Annotated in this window: 16 protein-coding genes; 7 read left to right on the top strand and 9 right to left on the bottom strand. The window is 47.0% G+C overall.

All coding sequences use genetic code 11. The features are described from left to right. Position 1: 1 nt before the first annotated feature. The 6 genes from DW121_RS03280 to epsC all read right to left on the bottom strand — a co-directional run bounded on the left by DW121_RS03280 (position 2) and on the right by epsC (position 7,359). Entirely contained in the window at positions 2-481 is a 480-nt protein-coding gene (locus tag DW121_RS03280) for a YqaA family protein (protein ID WP_117710457.1), read from the bottom strand. Then, positions 466-1,461: a hypothetical protein gene (locus tag DW121_RS03275; protein ID WP_118323026.1), complete on the bottom strand. Its 996-nt coding sequence runs from the start codon at positions 1,459-1,461 to the stop codon at positions 466-468. The genes DW121_RS03280 and DW121_RS03275 overlap by 16 nt, the downstream gene beginning before the upstream one ends. Positions 1,462-1,467: 6 nt before the next feature. Continuing rightward, entirely contained in the window at positions 1,468-2,742 is a 1,275-nt protein-coding gene (gene purD / locus DW121_RS03270; protein ID WP_118323025.1) for a phosphoribosylamine--glycine ligase, read from the bottom strand. Positions 2,743-2,786: 44 nt separating this feature from the next. Beyond that, on the bottom strand, positions 2,787-4,979 hold the full coding sequence (locus DW121_RS03265) for a S9 family peptidase (RefSeq protein WP_118323024.1): 2,193 nt from the start codon (positions 4,977-4,979) through the stop codon (positions 2,787-2,789). Then, positions 4,957-6,351 (bottom strand): class I SAM-dependent RNA methyltransferase, encoded by a 1,395-nt coding sequence (locus DW121_RS03260; RefSeq protein WP_117710453.1) that lies wholly within the window; start codon positions 6,349-6,351, stop codon positions 4,957-4,959. Before DW121_RS03260 ends, DW121_RS03265 begins: the two co-directional genes overlap by 23 nt. Positions 6,352-6,459: 108 nt before the next feature. Next, positions 6,460-7,359, bottom strand: coding sequence for a serine O-acetyltransferase EpsC (gene epsC / locus DW121_RS03255; protein WP_117710452.1), 900 nt, complete (start codon positions 7,357-7,359; stop codon positions 6,460-6,462). A gap of 158 nt (positions 7,360-7,517) precedes the next feature. Here epsC and cysK point away from each other — a divergent pair, with 158 nt between their 5' ends. Beyond that, positions 7,518-8,465 carry a cysteine synthase A gene (cysK, locus tag DW121_RS03250; RefSeq protein WP_117710451.1) on the top strand — a complete coding sequence of 316 codons (948 nt, stop codon included), beginning with the start codon at positions 7,518-7,520 and terminating at the stop codon, positions 8,463-8,465. A gap of 164 nt (positions 8,466-8,629) precedes the next feature. Here the strand turns inward: cysK and DW121_RS03245 are convergent, their stop codons facing one another. After that, positions 8,630-9,109, bottom strand: a complete 480-nt coding sequence (locus DW121_RS03245) for a pyridoxamine 5'-phosphate oxidase family protein (RefSeq protein ID WP_118323023.1) — start codon at positions 9,107-9,109, stop codon at positions 8,630-8,632. Positions 9,110-9,146: 37 nt separating this feature from the next. Further along, positions 9,147-11,306 carry a ribonuclease R gene (rnr, locus tag DW121_RS03240; protein WP_117710449.1) on the bottom strand — a complete coding sequence of 720 codons (2,160 nt, stop codon included), beginning with the start codon at positions 11,304-11,306 and terminating at the stop codon, positions 9,147-9,149. A gap of 160 nt (positions 11,307-11,466) precedes the next feature. Between rnr and DW121_RS03235 the strand changes: the two genes are divergently transcribed. The 5 genes from DW121_RS03235 to DW121_RS03220 all read left to right on the top strand — a co-directional run bounded on the left by DW121_RS03235 (position 11,467) and on the right by DW121_RS03220 (position 15,270). Beyond that, positions 11,467-12,381: a cation diffusion facilitator family transporter gene (locus DW121_RS03235; protein WP_410492037.1), complete on the top strand. Its 915-nt coding sequence runs from the start codon at positions 11,467-11,469 to the stop codon at positions 12,379-12,381. 46 nt (positions 12,382-12,427) lie between these two features. Next, entirely contained in the window at positions 12,428-13,435 is a 1,008-nt protein-coding gene (locus DW121_RS03230; RefSeq protein ID WP_118323022.1) for an NAD-dependent epimerase/dehydratase family protein, read from the top strand. After that, entirely contained in the window at positions 13,426-14,391 is a 966-nt protein-coding gene (locus DW121_RS03225; protein WP_118323021.1) for a phosphatase PAP2 family protein, read from the top strand. The genes DW121_RS03230 and DW121_RS03225 overlap by 10 nt, the downstream gene beginning before the upstream one ends. A 207-nt stretch (positions 14,392-14,598) precedes the next feature. Continuing rightward, positions 14,599-14,751, top strand: a complete 153-nt coding sequence (locus DW121_RS15585; RefSeq protein WP_158573913.1) for a hypothetical protein — start codon at positions 14,599-14,601, stop codon at positions 14,749-14,751. A 9-nt stretch (positions 14,752-14,760) separates the two neighbouring features. Continuing rightward, positions 14,761-15,270, top strand: a complete 510-nt coding sequence (locus DW121_RS03220; protein WP_118323020.1) for a hypothetical protein — start codon at positions 14,761-14,763, stop codon at positions 15,268-15,270. Between the two features lie 760 nt (positions 15,271-16,030). Here DW121_RS03220 and dusB read toward each other — a convergent pair. Next, positions 16,031-17,011 carry a tRNA dihydrouridine synthase DusB gene (gene dusB, locus DW121_RS03215; RefSeq protein WP_117710445.1) on the bottom strand — a complete coding sequence of 327 codons (981 nt, stop codon included), beginning with the start codon at positions 17,009-17,011 and terminating at the stop codon, positions 16,031-16,033. A gap of 90 nt (positions 17,012-17,101) precedes the next feature. On the opposite strand from dusB, the gene DW121_RS03210 reads away from it, so the two are divergent. Continuing rightward, the gene (locus DW121_RS03210) at positions 17,102-18,388 is read left to right on the top strand and encodes a peptidase U32 family protein (RefSeq protein WP_118323100.1); all 1,287 of its coding nucleotides are present in this window, start codon (positions 17,102-17,104) and stop codon (positions 18,386-18,388) included. Positions 18,389-18,414 lie beyond the last annotated feature (26 nt).

The following is an 18,414-nucleotide window of genomic DNA, read 5'->3' as shown; positions in this document are numbered from 1 at the left end:
TCTAAACACTCATCACTGATAATGCTCCCTGTAAGGCCAATAACATAGCAATATATCGTATCAGCTTGCCTGCAAACATAGAAGAAGTAGTCAGCATGACATTGCTGCGCATAAAGCCCAATGCTATGGCAATGGCTTCCCCTATAAAAGGCAGAAAGGCAAAAAAAGCCATGAGGGCTCCTTTCCCTTGCAGAAAACGTTGCATCTTGTCAATCTTCTCTTTCTTTACTTTGAAATATTTCTCTATCCAGTCTGTCTTGCCAAGTCGCCCCATATAGTAACAGGTCATGCCGCCGGCCGTATTTCCCAATGTTGCGGCAAGGACACAAATGGCAGGGCTCAGTCCTACTTTAATGAGCGCCAGCATCACCAATTCGGAGCTGAACGGAATGATACTTCCCGCCAGTAAGGCTGAGATAAAAAGCCCTACATATCCCCAGTCAATGAGAAGTTGTATCAGTGTATCTATAAAAGCGTCCATAAATTGAATCCGAATAAAGTAAATAGTCCGATGAGCATAATTATAAAGAACAGGTTGGAACTCCGACTATTGGTCAACACGAATAAATGTCCAATCAGAATGCTGGTACCGATTAACAGCAGGGATAGCAAATGAGGATATAGAGCGGGTTGTAGCCCCATATAGACAAAAATGCAGAAGTTCAGGAATATCAGAAAGTGCAGATAGCTGCGTGTACGTATCTTGTCCTCATATCCGGCAACCAAACAATGGCTTGAACTTACTATATATAAAAGGAGCAGATACCCGGCCGTAGCCAATTCCCAAGGTTGGAAACTGAATTGGACAGAATGGAAACTCACCAGTTCCAAAAACGGTTGGTAGAATAAATCCATATGTCCGGAAATGTAAGTGTAGCCCAATAGAAACCAATAAGGTACGCTCCAGCCGATGAGCGAAGCGAAAAAACTTTTAGGTTGGAGAGATTGGAAGCTATACGCCCCTATCCAAAATACGGGAACAAAGAATATCAGTTGTGGAAAAAGCAGGCTTCCCATGCCTATAAATACGAATGCATGGAATAGATGGCTTGCCGGTTTAGCTTGTTGGTAGCTTCTGAACAGAAAATACAGCGCTATCAGAAAAGTGACCGCTACCAAGTCTCCGGCATATAATATATGCATACTCGGACAGACGGAAACCAGCAGGAAATAAATGGCTGTTTGTACAGACGCCCGCATACGGATGATGGCGAATGCATTGTTCAGCCCGATAAGAAAATATCCTATGATAGAGTATAGGATAAAGCTGAAAAGACGAGTGCCCCACATCGGGATACATGAGTCACAGAATATGTTCCACAGGGGGTAATTGTCTTTTCGTATCTCCAAATCGGGTAATAGGATAGCGCTCAGTATCCAGCAGGTTACTGATATAAGGATGGCGGCGGGAAGCGTAAAGTGTCCCACCGTAACCCGATTTTGGAATCTTTGGCTTCTCATTGATAGTTAAAGGTCGAATCCGATGTCGCGACGGAAGTACTTACCCTCGAAACTTAACATATCGGCTACTTTATAACTCTTCTCCAAAGCCTCTTCTTTTGTTTCTCCATAGGAGCAAACGGCTATCACACGGCCGCCATTAGTGACGATATGACCATCCTTTACGGCAGTACCGGCATGGAACAGGATGCTGTCCGTAGCTTCGGCGAGGTTGAAGCCGGTAATGGGATATCCTTTTTGGTATGCTTCGGGATAACCGCCGCTGACCAGCATTACACAAGCTGCCGTGCGCGGGTCGAGTTCCATTGTCTTGGTATCGAGGTTTACTTTGTGTACACCTTCGAAAAGTTCCACGATATCGCTCTTAATACGCAGCATAACGCTTTCTGTCTCAGGGTCTCCCATGCGGACATTGTATTCTATCACCATGGGTTCGTTCTGTATATTGATAAGTCCCAGGAAGATAAAACCTTTGTACAGGATGCCTTCTTCGCGCAAGCCGTTGATGGTGGGCTCTATAATGCGTTCGCGCACCTTTTCCATAAACTCGTCGTTGGCGAAAGGAACGGGTGTCACGCTGCCCATACCGCCGGTATTCAGTCCTTTATCACCTTCTCCGATGCGTTTATAATCTTTGGCCACAGGCAATACTTTATAATGCTCGCCATCGCTCAGGACGAAAACCGAGCATTCTATTCCGCTCAGGAACTCCTCGATAACCACTGTTGCGCTGGCATCGCCGAACATACCGCTGAGCATCTCTTTCAGTTCTTTCCGGGCTTCTTCCAGCGTCGGGAGAATCAGTACGCCTTTACCTGCACACAAGCCATCGGCCTTCAGCACATAAGGAGCGGTGAGAGTTTCAAGAAAAGCAAGCCCTTCCTCCAGTGTTTCGGCTGTTACGCTTTTGTAGCGGGCGGTAGGAATGTTGTGGCGCAACATGAACTCTTTGGCGAATTCTTTACTGCCTTCCAACTGTGCACCCTTTGCAGAAGGGCCGATAATGGCGATGTGCCGGGTAGCGGCATCTCCTTTGAAGCAATCGAAAATACCTTGTACCAGCGGATCTTCGGGACCCACTACAATCATGTCAATCTTATGCTCAAGGGCAAAAGCCTTGAGAGCGGGGAAGTCAGTAGCTTTGATGTCTACATTCTCGCCCACTGCGCTTGTTCCCGCATTGCCGGGAGCGATATACAGTTTTTCTATTTTAGGGCTTTGTGCAATCTTCCAAGCCAAAGCGTGTTCGCGGCCACCTGAGCCAAGCAATAATACTTTCATTTTATAGATACGTTTAATTGTTTACTGTTGAAAATGCGTCCGGTTTATAAATAATCCTCGAAATATCGGGTTATCTTCTCGTGCAGATGTACACGGTCACGTCCCAATACATTGTGTTTATGCCCGGGATAGATAAACAGATCGGGATAGGTTCGTGCATCCACGCAGGCTTTCATGAAAGAAAGCGTATGTTGGGGTACACATGTATCGTCGTGGTCATCGTGGATGATAAGCAGATGTCCTTTCAGCTGCCCTGCAAGGTTCTTCAAGTCACATTGTTCGTAACCTTCGGGGTTGGTCTGAGGGGTGTCCATATAGCGTTCGCCATACATTATTTCATAATACTTCCAGTCGATAACCGGTCCGCCGGCCACGCCTACTTTGAAAATCTCCGGATAGCGTAGCATGAGGGCGGTGGTCATATGCCCGCCGAAGCTCCAGCCGTGCACGCCGATGCGGTTACCGTCCACATAAGGCAGGCTTTTCAGGTAGTCCACCCCTTTTACTTGGTCTTTACCCTCTTCAACGCCTAAGTGTCTGAAGGTGACGTTCTCGAATTCCAGTCCACGGTTATTGCTGCCGCGGTTGTCGAGTGTGAACATGATATAGCCCTTGTTGGCCATATAGATATCCCAGCCGCGTGCATCGTTCATCCAGCCGTTGGTAATCATCTGGGCATGAGGACCGCCGTATACGTAGACGATTGCGGGGTATTTCTTGTTCGGGTCGAAGTCGGCAGGCTTGACAAGGCGGTAATATAAGTCGGTCTTGCCGTCGGCAGCCTTTATCGTACCTGTCTCTATTGCAGGCATAACAAAGCCTTCATAAGGATTCTTCGCTGTCAGCAGGGAGATGCTTTTCTTGTTTTGGGTATTGACTATCTCTATCTTGCGGGGAGTATTCGGAGTGGAATACCGGTCGATGATATAATTGCCCGAAGCGGAAAGTATCCCGTTGTGTACCCCCTCGCTATTGTCCAGTGGAGTACGTTTGTTTGTATTTACATTTACTTTATATAAATTACTTTGCAAGGGAGATATTTCCGTGGAAGCGATGATGACCTCTTTCTTCTTGGCGTTGAATCCTAAAACCTTCTGCACCAGCCAGTCTCCTTTTGTTAGTTGCTTGATAAGCTTACCGTCCGTATTGTAGAGATACAGATGGTTGTAGCCGTCTTTCTGGCTCTGATAGATAAACTGGGTATGATTCCAAGGCAGGAACAGGATTGGTTGTTGGGGCTCTACATATTTGGAATGTGTCTCCTCGATAAGGGTGGACATCAATTCTCCGGTCTCGCTGTTGTATTGGCAAAGTTTTGCATGATTCTGATCACGGTTCAACTCTATGAGATAAAGGCTCTTCCCGTCGGGCGCCCAGCTGATATTGGTGAAATAACGGTTGGTAGGGTCACCGATATTCAAATAAACGGTCTTTTGAGTGTCCGGATTATAGATGCCTACGGTAACTTGGTGGCTGAGCATCCCTGCCATCGGGTAGCGTATCTTGTCCACTAAAGCTATTCTGGGAGTAATATCCACCAGCGGATAAGGGGTTACCATACTTTCGTTCATACGGTAAAAGGCCAGCAGGTTTCCTTGGGGACTCCAGAAAGTACCCTTGCTGATTCCGAATTCATTGCGGTGTACGCTCTGCCCGCACACAATTCCTTCGGGTTCTTTGGTGACGGCTTTGTTGTCTACAAAGAGATTATTCTTTACGGTATAAGCTATGTGCCCGCCTTCTGGGGTATAGTCAATGTTGGCACCGTTTCTCTCTCCGGCTTGCGGCAGACCTTTAACGAATTCATCTTTCTCGAAATCATAGATGATGTATCTCGCAGGCAACTTAATAAGCATATACGGTTTGTCCGGCCATGGAAACTCGGTATTGTAGAAATGTTGTACCTTATTTCCTTTATACTTTGATATTGCGGTTGTTTCCGTAGGAGTTATCAGTGAATTGAGCACCTGATTTACCTTTTCCCGGGTCGTGAGCAATGTCTCCTTTCCGTTTTTGGGATTGACGGCAAACAATGAATCGATGCCGGGCTTTATACATACATCTCCCCACCACTGTAAACCCGGTAAATTCTCAGCGATACGATAGGTAGCGCCACCGGGAAGAAGGTCTTCCAGAGTGGGCTTTCTCAAATCTTGTGCCATAAGCTCCATTGAAAATAAGGCGGTTGTTGCCAGTAGCAACGCCATGACTGCCTTACCGATTCTCTTTACGTTCATAGCTTCTTGCTTTTTTCGGTTTCCATTCTCCGTCTGTCGGTTTTCTGTATTCACGAGGCTTGAACTCCCGTTTATCATCCGACTTGAACTCCCTTCTTTCTCTCGGTTTAAATTCCCTTTTCTCTCCGGATTTAAACTCTCTTCTCTCCCCGGGCTTGAATTCCTTTTTCTCTCTTGGTGTGTAAGGTCTGTACTCTTTGTCACCTTCTTCACTATCCTGTTTTTTGAATTCTTTGTATTTTCCATCAAAGATTTCATATTTGCGGAATTCACATTCCAAAGCACCGTTGAACAAAGGTATCTTGGCAGTAGCTTTCAAGCCTATTTGATCGAAACATTCTTCACGGTAAGAAAGTATCCATGCGGTATTGCCTGTAAATGCGTGCTTCAGTCGTTCGCCAATCATGGAGTATAGTCCTAAAAGGTCGTTCGTTGATATACGCTCTCCATACGGCGGGTTGGTAATAATGACGGCCTTTTCCTTAGGCTGTTCAAACTGTTGGAAGGGTTGCAATTTCAACGTTACATCTTTGGACACACCTGCCGCTTTTATGTTGTGGGTTGCGATTTCGTTGGCTTTCGGGTTATTGTCGTATCCGTATATCTTATGAGCGAATTCACGTTCCTGGCTGTCATCATTATAAATCTTGTCAAACAGTTCCTGGTCGAAATCAATCCATTTTTCAAAAGCAAATTCTTTGCGGAATACGCCCGGTGCGATGTTCCGGGCTATCAGGGCCGCTTCAATGGGGATTGTACCCGAACCGCACATAGGGTCTATCAGGTCGCATTCTCCATGCCAGCCGCTCATTAATATCATGCCGGCAGCCAGCACTTCGTTCAGCGGAGCTTCTACGGCCTCTTGGCGATAACCGCGGCGGTGCAAGGACTCGCCGGATGAATCGAGAGAGAGCGTACACTTGGTTTCAGCAATATGGATGTTCAATAGTACGTCGGGCTTATTGATACGTACAGACGGGCGTTTGTTGTAGGCATCCCGGAAGTAGTCCACAATAGCGTCTTTCACTTTGTAGGAAACAAACTTTGAATGACGGAATTCCTCGCTGAACACAACTGCGTCTACAGCGAAAGTCTTGTCAACATCCAGATAATCTTCCCAGTGGATTGCTTTGATTTGCTCGTACACCTCATCGGCATTTTTTGCTACAAACTGTTTGATAGGCTTCAGGATGCGGATAGCTGTTCGCAGGCAGAAGTTAGCCTTGTACATCATTTCCTTATCTCCACAGAATGATACCATACGACGTCCTATCTGTATCTCGTTTGCCCCTAAGGAGGTCAATTCTTGTGCCAATGTTTCTTCCAGTCCCTGGAAAGTTTTGGCAATCATTTCAAATGATTGTTCGCTCATCTATTTATTTATGATTTATAATTTATGATTCATGATTTGTTTCGGTATGATTTCATCTTTACTATATGCCGCATGGCATAAATTATAACTCTGAAATCATAAGTCTTCCTACTTTTTTGCTTTGGTTTGTACTATTCTTGCACCTGCCGGCACATCTTCCGTTACCCAGATGTTGCCGCCTACGGTAGCATCCTTCCCGATGGTGATACGTCCTAATATGGTAGCATTGGAATAGACAATGACATTATCTTCCAATATGGGGTGGCGGGGAATGCCTTTGATGGGTTTGCCGTCTTCGTCCAGCGGGAAGCTTTTGGCACCGAGGGTCACACCCTGATATAGTTTTACGTTATTGCCGATGATACAGGTTTCGCCGATTACCACACCTGTGCCATGGTCTATGGTGAAATGACTGCCTATGGCGGCTCCCGGATGAATGTCGATGCCGGTTTCGCTATGCGCCATTTCGGTGATGATACGCGGAATGAGGGGCACGCCGAGCATCAGCAGTTCATGCGCTATGCGGTAGTTGCTGATGGCACGGATGGCGGGATAGCAACTGATAACTTCGCCGAACGAGTGGGCGGCAGGGTCACCGTTGTAAGCGGCTTCAACGTCTGTTGCCAGTATGCGGCGCAATTCCGGCAAATGGCTGATGAACTCGGCGGCAATGGATGCCGCCTCTTCACGTTGAAGTTCGGTGCAGCAGCTGCCTTCATCGTCACTGCCGAAGCAGAGGCCTGCCAATATTTGCTCGGTCAGCAGGTCGAACAGTCTTTCTACATTGACTCCGATATGGTAAGTTACCGTACGGCTGTTGACCGTTGAATTTCCGAAATATCCGGGGAAGATAATGGCGCGTGCAAGTTCGATAATATCGCACAATGCCTTAGCTGAAGGCAATGGATTGCCGTCTGTGTGCTGGTGAAACAGTCCTTTGTATGATTCGCTTTCCGATAGCTCATCGACTGCCTGTGTCAGGATGTGAGTAAAATTGAGTGGACTCATTATGATATCCTTTATTAATAAAGTGGCTACAAAGGTATAAAATACTCACCAATTTTCCTACATATCCCTCATTTATAGTATGGATTTACCACATTTATGGTATTTTGAATGAGCGAGCTGCGTCGTATCTTTGTCTTATCAATCATTCACTGTAAGTTATGAAAAAAATAGCACAACGCCTTACTGACTTAGTAGGCAACACTCCTCTGTTGGAGTTGAACAATTATAGTAAAAATAAGGGTCTGAGGGCTCATGTGATAGTCAAGCTGGAATACTTTAATCCCGCAGGCAGTGTAAAGGACCGCGTTGCGCTGGCTATGATAGAAGATGCGGAAACGAAAGGACTGTTGACACCTGGTGCAACGATTATCGAGCCGACCAGTGGGAATACCGGGGTGGGACTTGCCTTTGTGGCGGCTGCCAAAGGTTATAAATTGGTTTTGACCATGCCGGATACCATGAGTATGGAACGTCGCAATCTATTGAAGGCTCTTGGCGCGGAACTTGTCTTGACACCCGGTGCCGACGGTATGAAAGGCGCTATAGCCCGTGCCGAAGAATTAAAATCAGGCACACCCGGTTCATTGATTTTGCAGCAGTTTGATAATCAAGCTAATCCTGCCGTTCATGAGCGCACTACCGGACAGGAAATCTGGCAGGATACGGACGGGAAAGTCGATGTATTCGTAGCCGGCGTTGGGACCGGCGGGACGGTGAGCGGTGTGGGTACGGCTTTGAAGAAGCATAACCCCAAGATACAAGTAGTAGCCGTAGAGCCGGAAGACTCTCCGGTGTTGTCAGGCGGAAAACCGGGGCCGCACAAGATTCAAGGTATCGGTGCCGGCTTCATCCCCAAAAACTATAATAGTGCGGTAGTAGACGGAATTCTGCAGGTATCCAATGATGACGCTATCCGTACCGGTCGGGAACTGGCGAAGTACGAAGGCCTGTTGGTCGGTATCTCTTCGGGGGCGGCCGTCAGCGCCGCAACCCGATTAGCGCAGTTGCCGGAGAATGAGGGTAAAAACATAGTGGTGTTACTGCCTGATACGGGAGAACGCTATTTGTCGACGTTGCTTTATGCCTTTGAGGAATATCCTTTGTAGTGTCTTGTATATATTTATGAACGGAAACAGGCTAATTAAATATGCTTTTGCAATTTGTTGATAATCAATGGCGTAAAATTTAGGGTGTCTCAGTCGTATACTGAGACACCCTAAATATACGGGTTAGCGATAATCAAATTCCGATGCGGAAGTTTTTGTTTAGATTATTTTATTTCACTCGGTCGTAGTCCGAACGATTTGCAACTTATTTCATCCACCTTCACTTCCCAGATTTTCACGTTGCGTACAGCCGGTTCAGCATAACTGCACGCATTGTCTGTATATTGTTTCATGAGAATATCGAGTATCCGGCGTTTCTCATCCATATCTTCTATGAAGCGCACTTTGCCTTTACAGATAACACTGCGGGATTTCATGCTGTAACTGCAAGCTATCTGTTTGTGCATATACACCAGTTCGTGCCCTTCACAAAAGTTGATGCAGACCTGCGGATGCCGTGCCACCATTTCTACTTTGCTTCCTTCGGGACCCGAATGTAAATAAACGGTATCATTATCCCAAGCGAAGTTCATGGGGACTACATACGGGTTGCCCTCTTCGTCGGTAATTCCGACCGTACAATAGGGGCATTTACGGATAATATCTTCTATTTGCCCACGGTCTGTAATAGTAATTGTCTTCATGTATGTGTATGCAAGCGTTTATAACGGTGATTGTTTTTTATTCAACCAATGCGAAGTCCAATTGCTTTTTCTCCAGATTGGCACGCGCCACCTTGATGGTGATAGCGTCACCGAGGCTGTATGTACGGTTCTTCCGACGTCCGCGCAGGCAATAGTTCTTTTCATCGAATTCGTAGTAATCATCATCGAGGTCGCGAATAGGTATCATTCCCTCACATTTATTCTCGTTCAGTTCCACGTACAGTCCCCATTCGGTAACGCCGGAAATAACACCGTCGTAAGTCTGTCCCAGACGTTCCGTCATGTATTCCACTTGCTTGTACTTGATAGAGGCGCGTTCCGCATTGGCGGCAATCTGTTCCATGCCGCTGGAATGTTCGCAGAGCGCTTCGTATTTCTGTTCGGAAACGCTTCGTCCGCCCAAATCCAAGTACTTGGTCAGCAACCGGTGCACCATCATGTCCGGATAGCGGCGGATGGGAGAGGTGAAGTGGGTATAATAGTCGAATGCCAGTCCGTAGTGCCCGATGTTGTGCACGGAATAGCGCGCTTTTTGCATGGCGCGGATAGATACGGTTTCGATGAGATTCTCCTCTTTCTTCCCTTGAATATCATCCAGCAGGTGGTTGATGGACTTGGATACATCCGTTTTGGTTCCGCCGGTGCGCAGCTTGTAGCCGAAGCGGGCGATGAACTGTGACAGGTTATCCAGTTTCTCAGGGTCCGGAAGGTCGTGAATACGATAGGGGAATACTTTCGGCTTTTTGCTTTTGGGTACGCGTCCTATCTTTTCGGCCACAGTGCGGTTGGCGAGTAGCATGAACTCCTCTACCAGCTTGTTGGCGTCTTTGGATTCTTTGAAATATACGCTGACGGGCTTGCCCTTCTCATCAATTTCGAATTTCACTTCATAGCGGTCGAAGTTGATGGCGCCGGCGGCAAACCGCTTTTCGCGCAATATCTTGGCAAGTGAATCCAGCTTGAGGATTTCCTCTTTAAAATCTCCCTCTTTGGTTTCGATAATCTGTTGCGCCTCCTCGTATGTGAAGCGGCGGTCGGACTTGATAACCGTATGTACAATGCGTGAGTTTTTTACTTCTCCTTTGTCCGTCATTTCGAAGACGGCGGAATAAGCCAGTTTCTCTTCATCGGGACGCAGGGAGCAGATGAAGTTGCACAGCCGTTCGGGCAGCATCGGAATGGTGCGGTCTACAAGATAAACGGATGTCGCCCGTTTCTCCGCTTCCTTGTCGATGATGCTGCCTTCCGTTACATAATGTGTCACGTCGGCAATGTGCACGCCTACTTCCCAAAGGTTGTCCTTCAGTTTGCGGATGGACAGGGCATCGTCAAAGTCTTTGGCGTCTTTGGGGTCTATGGTAAAGGTGGTTATATGGCGGAAATCTTCACGTTTGGCATACTCCTCTGCGGGAATTTCTGCGGGAATCTTGTCCGCGGCTTTTTCCACGGATGCGGGGTAGACATACGGCAGTCCGAATTCGGCAAGGATAGCGTGCATTTCGGTGGTGTTGTCTCCGGCTTTTCCCAAGATGTCAATGACCTGGCCGATGGGGTTCTTTGCCTTGTCGGGCCACTCCACCACCTTGACGATGGCTTTGTCGCCTGTTTTTCCACCTTTCAGTTTCTCTTTGGGGATAAAGATGTCGTTGGCGAGCGTACGGTTTTCCGTGACAAGGAAAGCGTATGACTTGGCAACTTCCAGCGTTCCTACGAAGGTGTCGTTGGCGCGTTCCAGTATTTCGATGACTTCGCCTTCGGCTTCACGTCCGCGGCGTTTGGCATAGAAAGCGATGCGTACTTTGTCGCCTGCCATGGCGTGCGCCGAATTCCGTTCGGCTACGAAAATGGGGTCGCCGCCGCCTTCGGGTATAAATGAGTTCTTTCCGTTGCTCTTGCGCTGGAAAGTACCGGTCATTTCCACGCCATGATTATTCAGCTTGTATTTATGCTTGTCCACTTCGGTGATATAATCGTCATCCGACAATTCGGACAGGATATCCATACACAGCATTTTCAGCGGATGTGTGGTGAGGTGCAGTTGTTCGAAAATGTATTTCAGGGACAGTACTTCGTCTTGTTTTATGTGGAAGAAGTCCAACAGCGTTTTGACGAGTTCTTTCTTCTTCATTCGCTTGCCGGCTTTTTTCTCTTTCTTTTCTTTCTTTGTCTTAGCCATAATTTGATGTCTTTTTATCTTTCTTGCAAAGTAAACAAATAAATGTATTCACTCGTTCACTCTGCCTTCAAAATCTTTCTGTCTTACTGAAAATTATAAGGGAACGACCGGTCATAATAGATTTATGTACTATATTTGCAACGACTTAGAAAAAAAGAGCATGGCAGTACAACCTATGGATAAAGAAGATGTTGCGAGGGAAAAAGGCATTTACCGCGTAACGATTGTGGGGAGTGTAGTGAACTTCCTGTTGCTTCTGTTTAAGTTCTTTGCGGGAATCGCGGGGCATAGCGCCGCCATGCTGGCGGATGCCGTACACTCGCTGTCGGACTTTGTTACAGACATCATTGTCATTGTTTTTGTGCGCATCTCTTCCAAACCGGAAGATGAAGGACACGATTACGGGCATGGCAAATATGAGACCTTGGCAACCGCCATTATCGGTATTGTATTGCTTTTTGTCGGGTTCGGGATTTTCTGGAACGGCGCTTCATCTATCTATCGGTTTCTTCACGGCGGTTCTTTGCAGGAGCCGGGAATGCTGGCATTGATAGCGGCGTTGGTGTCCATCGCTTTTAAGGAGGCACTCTACCGTTATACGGTGTTTAAGGGAAAGAAACTGAATTCCCAGGCAGTGGTAGCCAATGCGTGGCATCATCGGAGTGACGCTCTTTCTTCCATAGGAACCGCCATAGGTATCGGCGGGGCTATTCTTTTGGGAAATCACTGGCGGGTACTCGACCCGATAGCTGCGGTTATCGTCAGTTTCTTCATTATGAAGGTGGCCATAAAACTATTGGTTCCTTGCGTGGATGAGTTGCTGGAGAAATCGTTGCCTGCCGATGTGGAAAATGAAATACAGAAGATTATCCTGTCTTTCCCCGGAGTAAGTTCGCCGCATCATCTACGCACCCGCCGCATAGGCAACTATTATGCGATAGAGGTGCACGTGCGCATGGACGGCAAAATAACACTGGAAGAAGCGCACCGTACAGCAACGGCCATTGAGAATACCTTGAAAGCGCAGTTTGGCAAGGGCACTCATGTAGGTATCCATGTAGAGCCGCTGAAATAGCGGGGAGAAGTAATTCGTAATTATCAAAATTTGCAATAAATAAAAAGTGGAGTCGGTTTTAGTAACAGGAGCAAGCGGGTTTATCGGAAGTTTCATCGTGGAAGAAGCGTTGAGGCGGGGATTCGGTGTATGGGCAGGCGTACGTTCGTCCAGTAGCCGGGAGTATTTGCAGGATAGGAAGATACATTTTCTTGAACTCGACTTTGCACATCCCAACGAACTGCGGGCGCAACTTTCCGGCCATAAAGGGACTTACAACAAGTTCGATTATATTATCCATTGCGCCGGAGCCACCAAATGTGTGGATAAGAAAGACTTTGAACGTGTAAACTATCTGCAGACCAAATACTTTGTGGATACGTTGCGTGAGTTGAACATGATTCCCAAGCAATTTATCTTTATCAGCACTTTGAGCGTATTCGGGCCGATACGCGAAAAGACATATACTCCGATAACGGGAAAAGACACTCCTATGCCCAATACGGCTTACGGTCTTAGCAAGCTGAAAGCGGAGATTTATCTGCAAAGCATACCGGGTTTCCCCTACGTCATCTATCGTCCTACGGGTGTCTACGGTCCGCGTGAGAAGGATTATTTCCTGATGGCAAAGTCCATCCGGCAGCACACGGACTTCTCCGTAGGCTTCCGCCGGCAAGATTTGACATTTGTCTACGTCAAGGATATTGTGCAGGCCGTTTTCTTGGGAATAGAGAAACAAATATCCTGCCGCGCCTATTTCTTGGCAGACGGCAAGGTCTATCGAAGCCGTGCTTTTTCCGATTTGATACGGAAAGAATTGGGGAATCCGTTTGTAATTCGTCTGAGATGTCCGTTAATTATATTGAAAGTTGTATCTTTGCTCGCCGAATATTGGGCGAAGCGCCGGAACACTACCAGTACGCTCAATTCGGACAAGTATAGAATAATGAAACAACGCAACTGGCAATGCGACATTACTCCGACCATTAAGGAACTGGGCTACAGCCCCGAGTACGATTTGGAACGGGGAGTAAAGGAGACCATTGCCTGGTATAAAGATAAAGGATGGCTTTAGACTTATTCAAGAGAGTAGAAACCCGTAACGGGCTTTTTGCGGTAGAGAAGATAACACTGATATATAACCTGTTGACTTCCATTCTTATACTGTTTCTTTTCCAAGAAATGGATCATCCGGTACAGATGCTTGCAGACCGCGCTATGATTGCGGGCATGACGTTCCTGCTGATGTATCTTTATCGGCTCGCCCCTTGCAAGTTTTCCGCTTTTATCCGTATAGCCATCCAGATGTCGCTGCTTTCTTACTGGTATCCCGATACATTTGAATTCAACCGTATCTTCCCTAATCTGGACCATGTTTTCGCATCGGCGGAACAATGGATATTCGGAGGGCAGCCTGCCGTATGGTTTTCTTTGCGGTTTCCGCAGATGTGGGTCAGCGAGCCGTTCAATATGGGCTACTTCTTCTATTATCCGATGATTCTTCTGGTGGTGGTATGGTATTTCCTCTACCGTTTTGAGCTTTTTGAGAAAGTATCGTTCGTGATAGTCACCGCTTTCTTTATCTATTACCTGTTTTATATCTTCGTGCCGGTGGCAGGACCGCAATTCTATTTCCCCGCTATCGGCAACGATAATGTGGCGCAGGGAATATTCCCTTCCATCGGAGATTATTTCAATCATAATCAAGAGTTGCTGCCCGGTCCGGGATACGAACATGGATTTTTCTACAATCTGGTGGAGGGTTCTCAGCAAGTGGGTGAGCGTCCGACGGCGGCTTTCCCCAGTTCCCATGTCGGTATGTCCACTATCCTGATGATTATGGCATGGCGGGGCAGCAAACGTTTATTTGCTTGTCTGCTCCCTTTCTATTTGCTGCTGTGCGGAGCCACGGTATATATTCAGGCGCATTACCTGATTGATGCTATTGTCGGTTTCTTTTCTGCCATTGTTCTTTATGTGGCGGTGACGTGGATGTTCAAGCGGTGGTTTGCACAGCCGATGTTCAGATGATACTGAAATCATATGCTTATGAAATACATACTCAAGCTGGTTGCCGGCTTTTATTTTTTCTTATTTGCAAGTCCTGCTTTCTCGACGGAGACTTCCATGCCCGTTTATGATAGAGAATGGTGAAGTTGCGGATGTCTTTTCCCAATGTTTATCGAAAGGATACCGGCAGGCGCTTAAGGAGAGAAATGCAGAGTCTATCTGACCCGTATGCAATCTTATGCCCGGAAGCACATTGCTGAAGCCTCTTACCATATCATGCTTTCTTGTCTGGCGCAGGCCTATTCTGATATCGGTTGTATCTATCAGCGGGAAGGAATGGATGGGGAAGCGGGCTTATATCTGAAAAGAGCTTTGGCATAGGCTGAGAAATTGGAGAAACTTGCTAAGGCAGAGAATCCTGATGTGGCAGAAATAGCTAAGTTGGCAGAGAAAAAACAGCAACTGGACAAGGATAGCGAAACGAAACTGGGGGCGGCTGCCAAGAAGTTGGTAGGTATGGAACTGCCTTATGAACTCTCCGAAGGATTGTTCTATTCTATTGCTTCCCAACCTATGGTAACTGAGGCGAAAGCTAATGGTACTGAGGATGTTACTGTTTCTGTCTCTTTCCGTATTAAAATAAATGTTCCTCTGACAATAGGCAAAGGGGAAAGTGCGGACTATCCTATCTGCTATAAGTATATGGATGCCGGAGGAAAGGTTGTAGGAGTAAGTTTGCAATATCCCTTCGGAAGTTTTCCGAATCGTGAAGCTATAGAATTGCAGGCGGAACAAGTGTTGGACAAAGATTTGAAGCTTTCTTATGACCAACCTAAATATAACGGTGTAACCAAAGTTGTCTTTATTTCTAAAGAAGAATATGATACGTTGAAGAAATAATCGTTAAGTAAATGTGCATAATTAGTTTATACTATCTGTCATTCAGAGCGAAGCGAAGAATCTCTTCTCTATGTATACATAAAGAGAGTAGATTCTTCGCTTCGCTCTGAATGACAGATGCTCTTGATATAAATTAAAATTCAACACTTACTTATTATAAATAATCATGAGTATAAGACGACTTTTAGTAATGTTCGTCGTTGTACTGACCAATTGCAATTGTTGGTAGAGGTCATGTTGCTTTCATGCCACCCCCTTCCACCCTTCCGAACCCTCCTGTTTATACGGGGTAGCGGGTGAAACCCCTGCACATTCCGGCAATTCCAATGACGCATCTCAGCTCCCTAAACCACACACCTCAGCTCCTCAAACGCCTGTGGTTTGCAGGACAAATGCCCGTGGTTTAGGGAGCTGAGGTGTGTCATTGGGGGAGTAAAAAGCGGGTTCCACCCGTTACCCCGTATAAACAGGAGGGTTCGGAAGGGTGGAAGGGGTACAGGTGTAAATTGAAATCCAAGAATATTCCCTGTTTTGATGTATATCATAATCCGTTTTGACGTATATCAAAATGAATTATGATGTACATCAAAGTATGTATGTGAGGCTGTTAAATTCCATTGAGAATCATTGCGAACGAATATGATTCACTTAAGAACTGAATGGCTTTTAGTTGAATATTTATGGCCTGTCGATAAAAAGGTGTGGGTTATGTGTTAATTATGGCCTTTGTTGGCAGGCATATGGAAATATTAACCGGGACTTAAGGAAGTAAGGGGGCTATGTCGTCAAAGATACGGTATAGTTCCTCTTTCGTTTCTGCCCGCAACATGGCGATGCGTGTATCCCGGAAGTTGGGAATACCTTTGAACAAAGGACTTGCTGCCAAGTGACGGCGTACATGCAGGATGCCTCTTCGTTCGTCCAACAGTTTTACGCTGTCTTCTACTTCCCGGCGGAGCACATTGAGCTTCCACTCCGGACTGAGGGGCGGCATCTCCTCACCCGTTTCCAGATAATGTTTCACTTCCTTGAATATCCAGGGGCGGCCAAAGCTGGCGCGGCCTATCATAATGGCATCCACGCCATAGCGGTCAAAGCATTCTTTCGCCCTTTGGGGAGTGGTTACGTCACCATTGCCGATGACGGGAATATGCATACGGGGATTATTCTTGACTTCGCCAATCAGAGTCCAGTCCGCCTCACCTGTATACATTTGGGCACGGGTGCGGCCGTGGATGGTAAGGGCGGCAATACCGCAGTCTTGCAGTTGCTCCGCCAACTCTACGATAATCTTGCTGTTGGCATCCCAGCCGAGACGGGTTTTTACGGTGACGGGTATCTGTACGGCATCTACCACGGCACGGGTTATCTCCAGCATTTTGGGGATATTCTGCAACATTCCCGCTCCGGCTCCTTTGCCGGCTACACGTTTTACGGGGCAACCGAAGTTTATATCCAGTATATCCGGACGTGCCTGTTCCACAATGCGTGCCGCTTCTACCATTGTGTCGGTATCTTTGCCGTATATTTGTATGGCTACGGGGCGTTCTTCGTCGCTGATGTTCAGCTTCTGCTCGGTCTTGCTGACAGAGCGTATCAGTGCGTCGCTCGACACGAACTCGGTGTATACCATATCCGCTCCGAAACTTTTGCACATCAGTCGGAAGGCCGGGTCGGTCACATCCTCCATAGGGGCAAGCACTACGGGATACTTGCCGAGGTCTATATCTTTAATCTTCATATTCTAACTGGATTTGCCTGCAAAAATACGGAAAAAAGCCTACCTTTGCGAAAATAAATGTGCGAATATAATAATACAAATAAATTTGTTATGCCCTCTATCAGTGATTTTGAAATTATGGCGCCGGTAGGTTCACGCGAATCTTTAGCGGCTGCTATCCAAGCAGGTGCGGATTCTATTTATTTCGGTATCGAGAATCTGAATATGCGTGCCCGTTCGGCGAATACGTTTACAATAGATGACCTGCGCGAGATAGCCCGTACCTGCGACGAGCACGGCATGAAAAGCTATCTTACGGTGAATACCATTATATACGATAATGACATTCCCTTGATGCGCACCATTGTGGATGCGGCAAAAGCGGCAGGCATTTCGGCGGTGATTGCAGCAGATGTGGCGGTGATGAGCTATGCCCGGCAGATAGGTCAGGAGGTGCATTTGTCTACGCAGCTGAATATCTCAAATGTGGAGGCTTTGCGTTTCTATGCCCGGTTTGCCGATGTAGTGGTGCTGGCGCGTGAGCTGAACCTGGAACAGGTGGCGGAAATCTATCGCCATATCTGCGAAGAGAATATTTGCGGTCCGGGCGGTGAACAGATACGTATCGAGATGTTCTGTCACGGTGCTTTGTGCATGGCGGTATCGGGCAAGTGCTACCTCTCGCTGCACGAGATGAATCATTCTGCCAACCGGGGAGCATGTATGCAGGTGTGCCGCCGTTCCTATACGGTGCGCGACAAGGAAACGGATGTGGAATTGGATATTGACAACCAATATATTATGTCACCCAAAGACCTGAAAACCATCCATTTCATGAACAAGATGCTGGATGCAGGTGTACGCGTGTTTAAGATTGAGGGACGTGCCCGCGGTCCCGAGTACGTGCGTACCGTAGTGGAATGCTATAAAGAGGCTATCCGCTCTTATGTGGACGGCACATTCACCGATGAAAAGATAGCGGTTTGGGATGAACGTCTGAAAACTGTCTTTAACCGCGGCTTTTGGGACGGCTATTACTTGGGACAACGTTTGGGCGAATGGACCCGGAATTACGGTTCTGCAGCTACCGAACGCAAGATTTATGTCGGTAAGGGCATCCGGTATTTCTCAAATATCGGTGTGGCGGAGTTCTTGGTGGAAGCTGCCGAAGTCAATGTTGGCGATAAACTGCTGATAACGGGGCCCACAACAGGAGCCGTCTTTACCACATTGGAAGAGGCGCGCGTGGATTTGAAACCCGTACAGACCGTGAAGAAGGGACGGCACTTCTCGATGAAGGCCGATAAAATACGTCCCAGCGACAAACTCTACAAACTGGTTTCCGTAGAGGAGCTCAAGAAGTTTAAAGGCTTGGATATAGAGAATAAACGCGGTTGACTATCAAATGGTAAATCGTAAACTGT

The sequence above is a fragment of the Bacteroides sp. AM10-21B genome (assembly GCF_003472565.1).
Lineage (GTDB): Bacteria > Bacteroidota > Bacteroidia > Bacteroidales > Bacteroidaceae > Bacteroides > Bacteroides propionicigenes.
The sequence above is the reverse complement of the archived record's forward strand: the minus strand, read 5'-3'. Positions and strand labels throughout refer to the sequence as shown.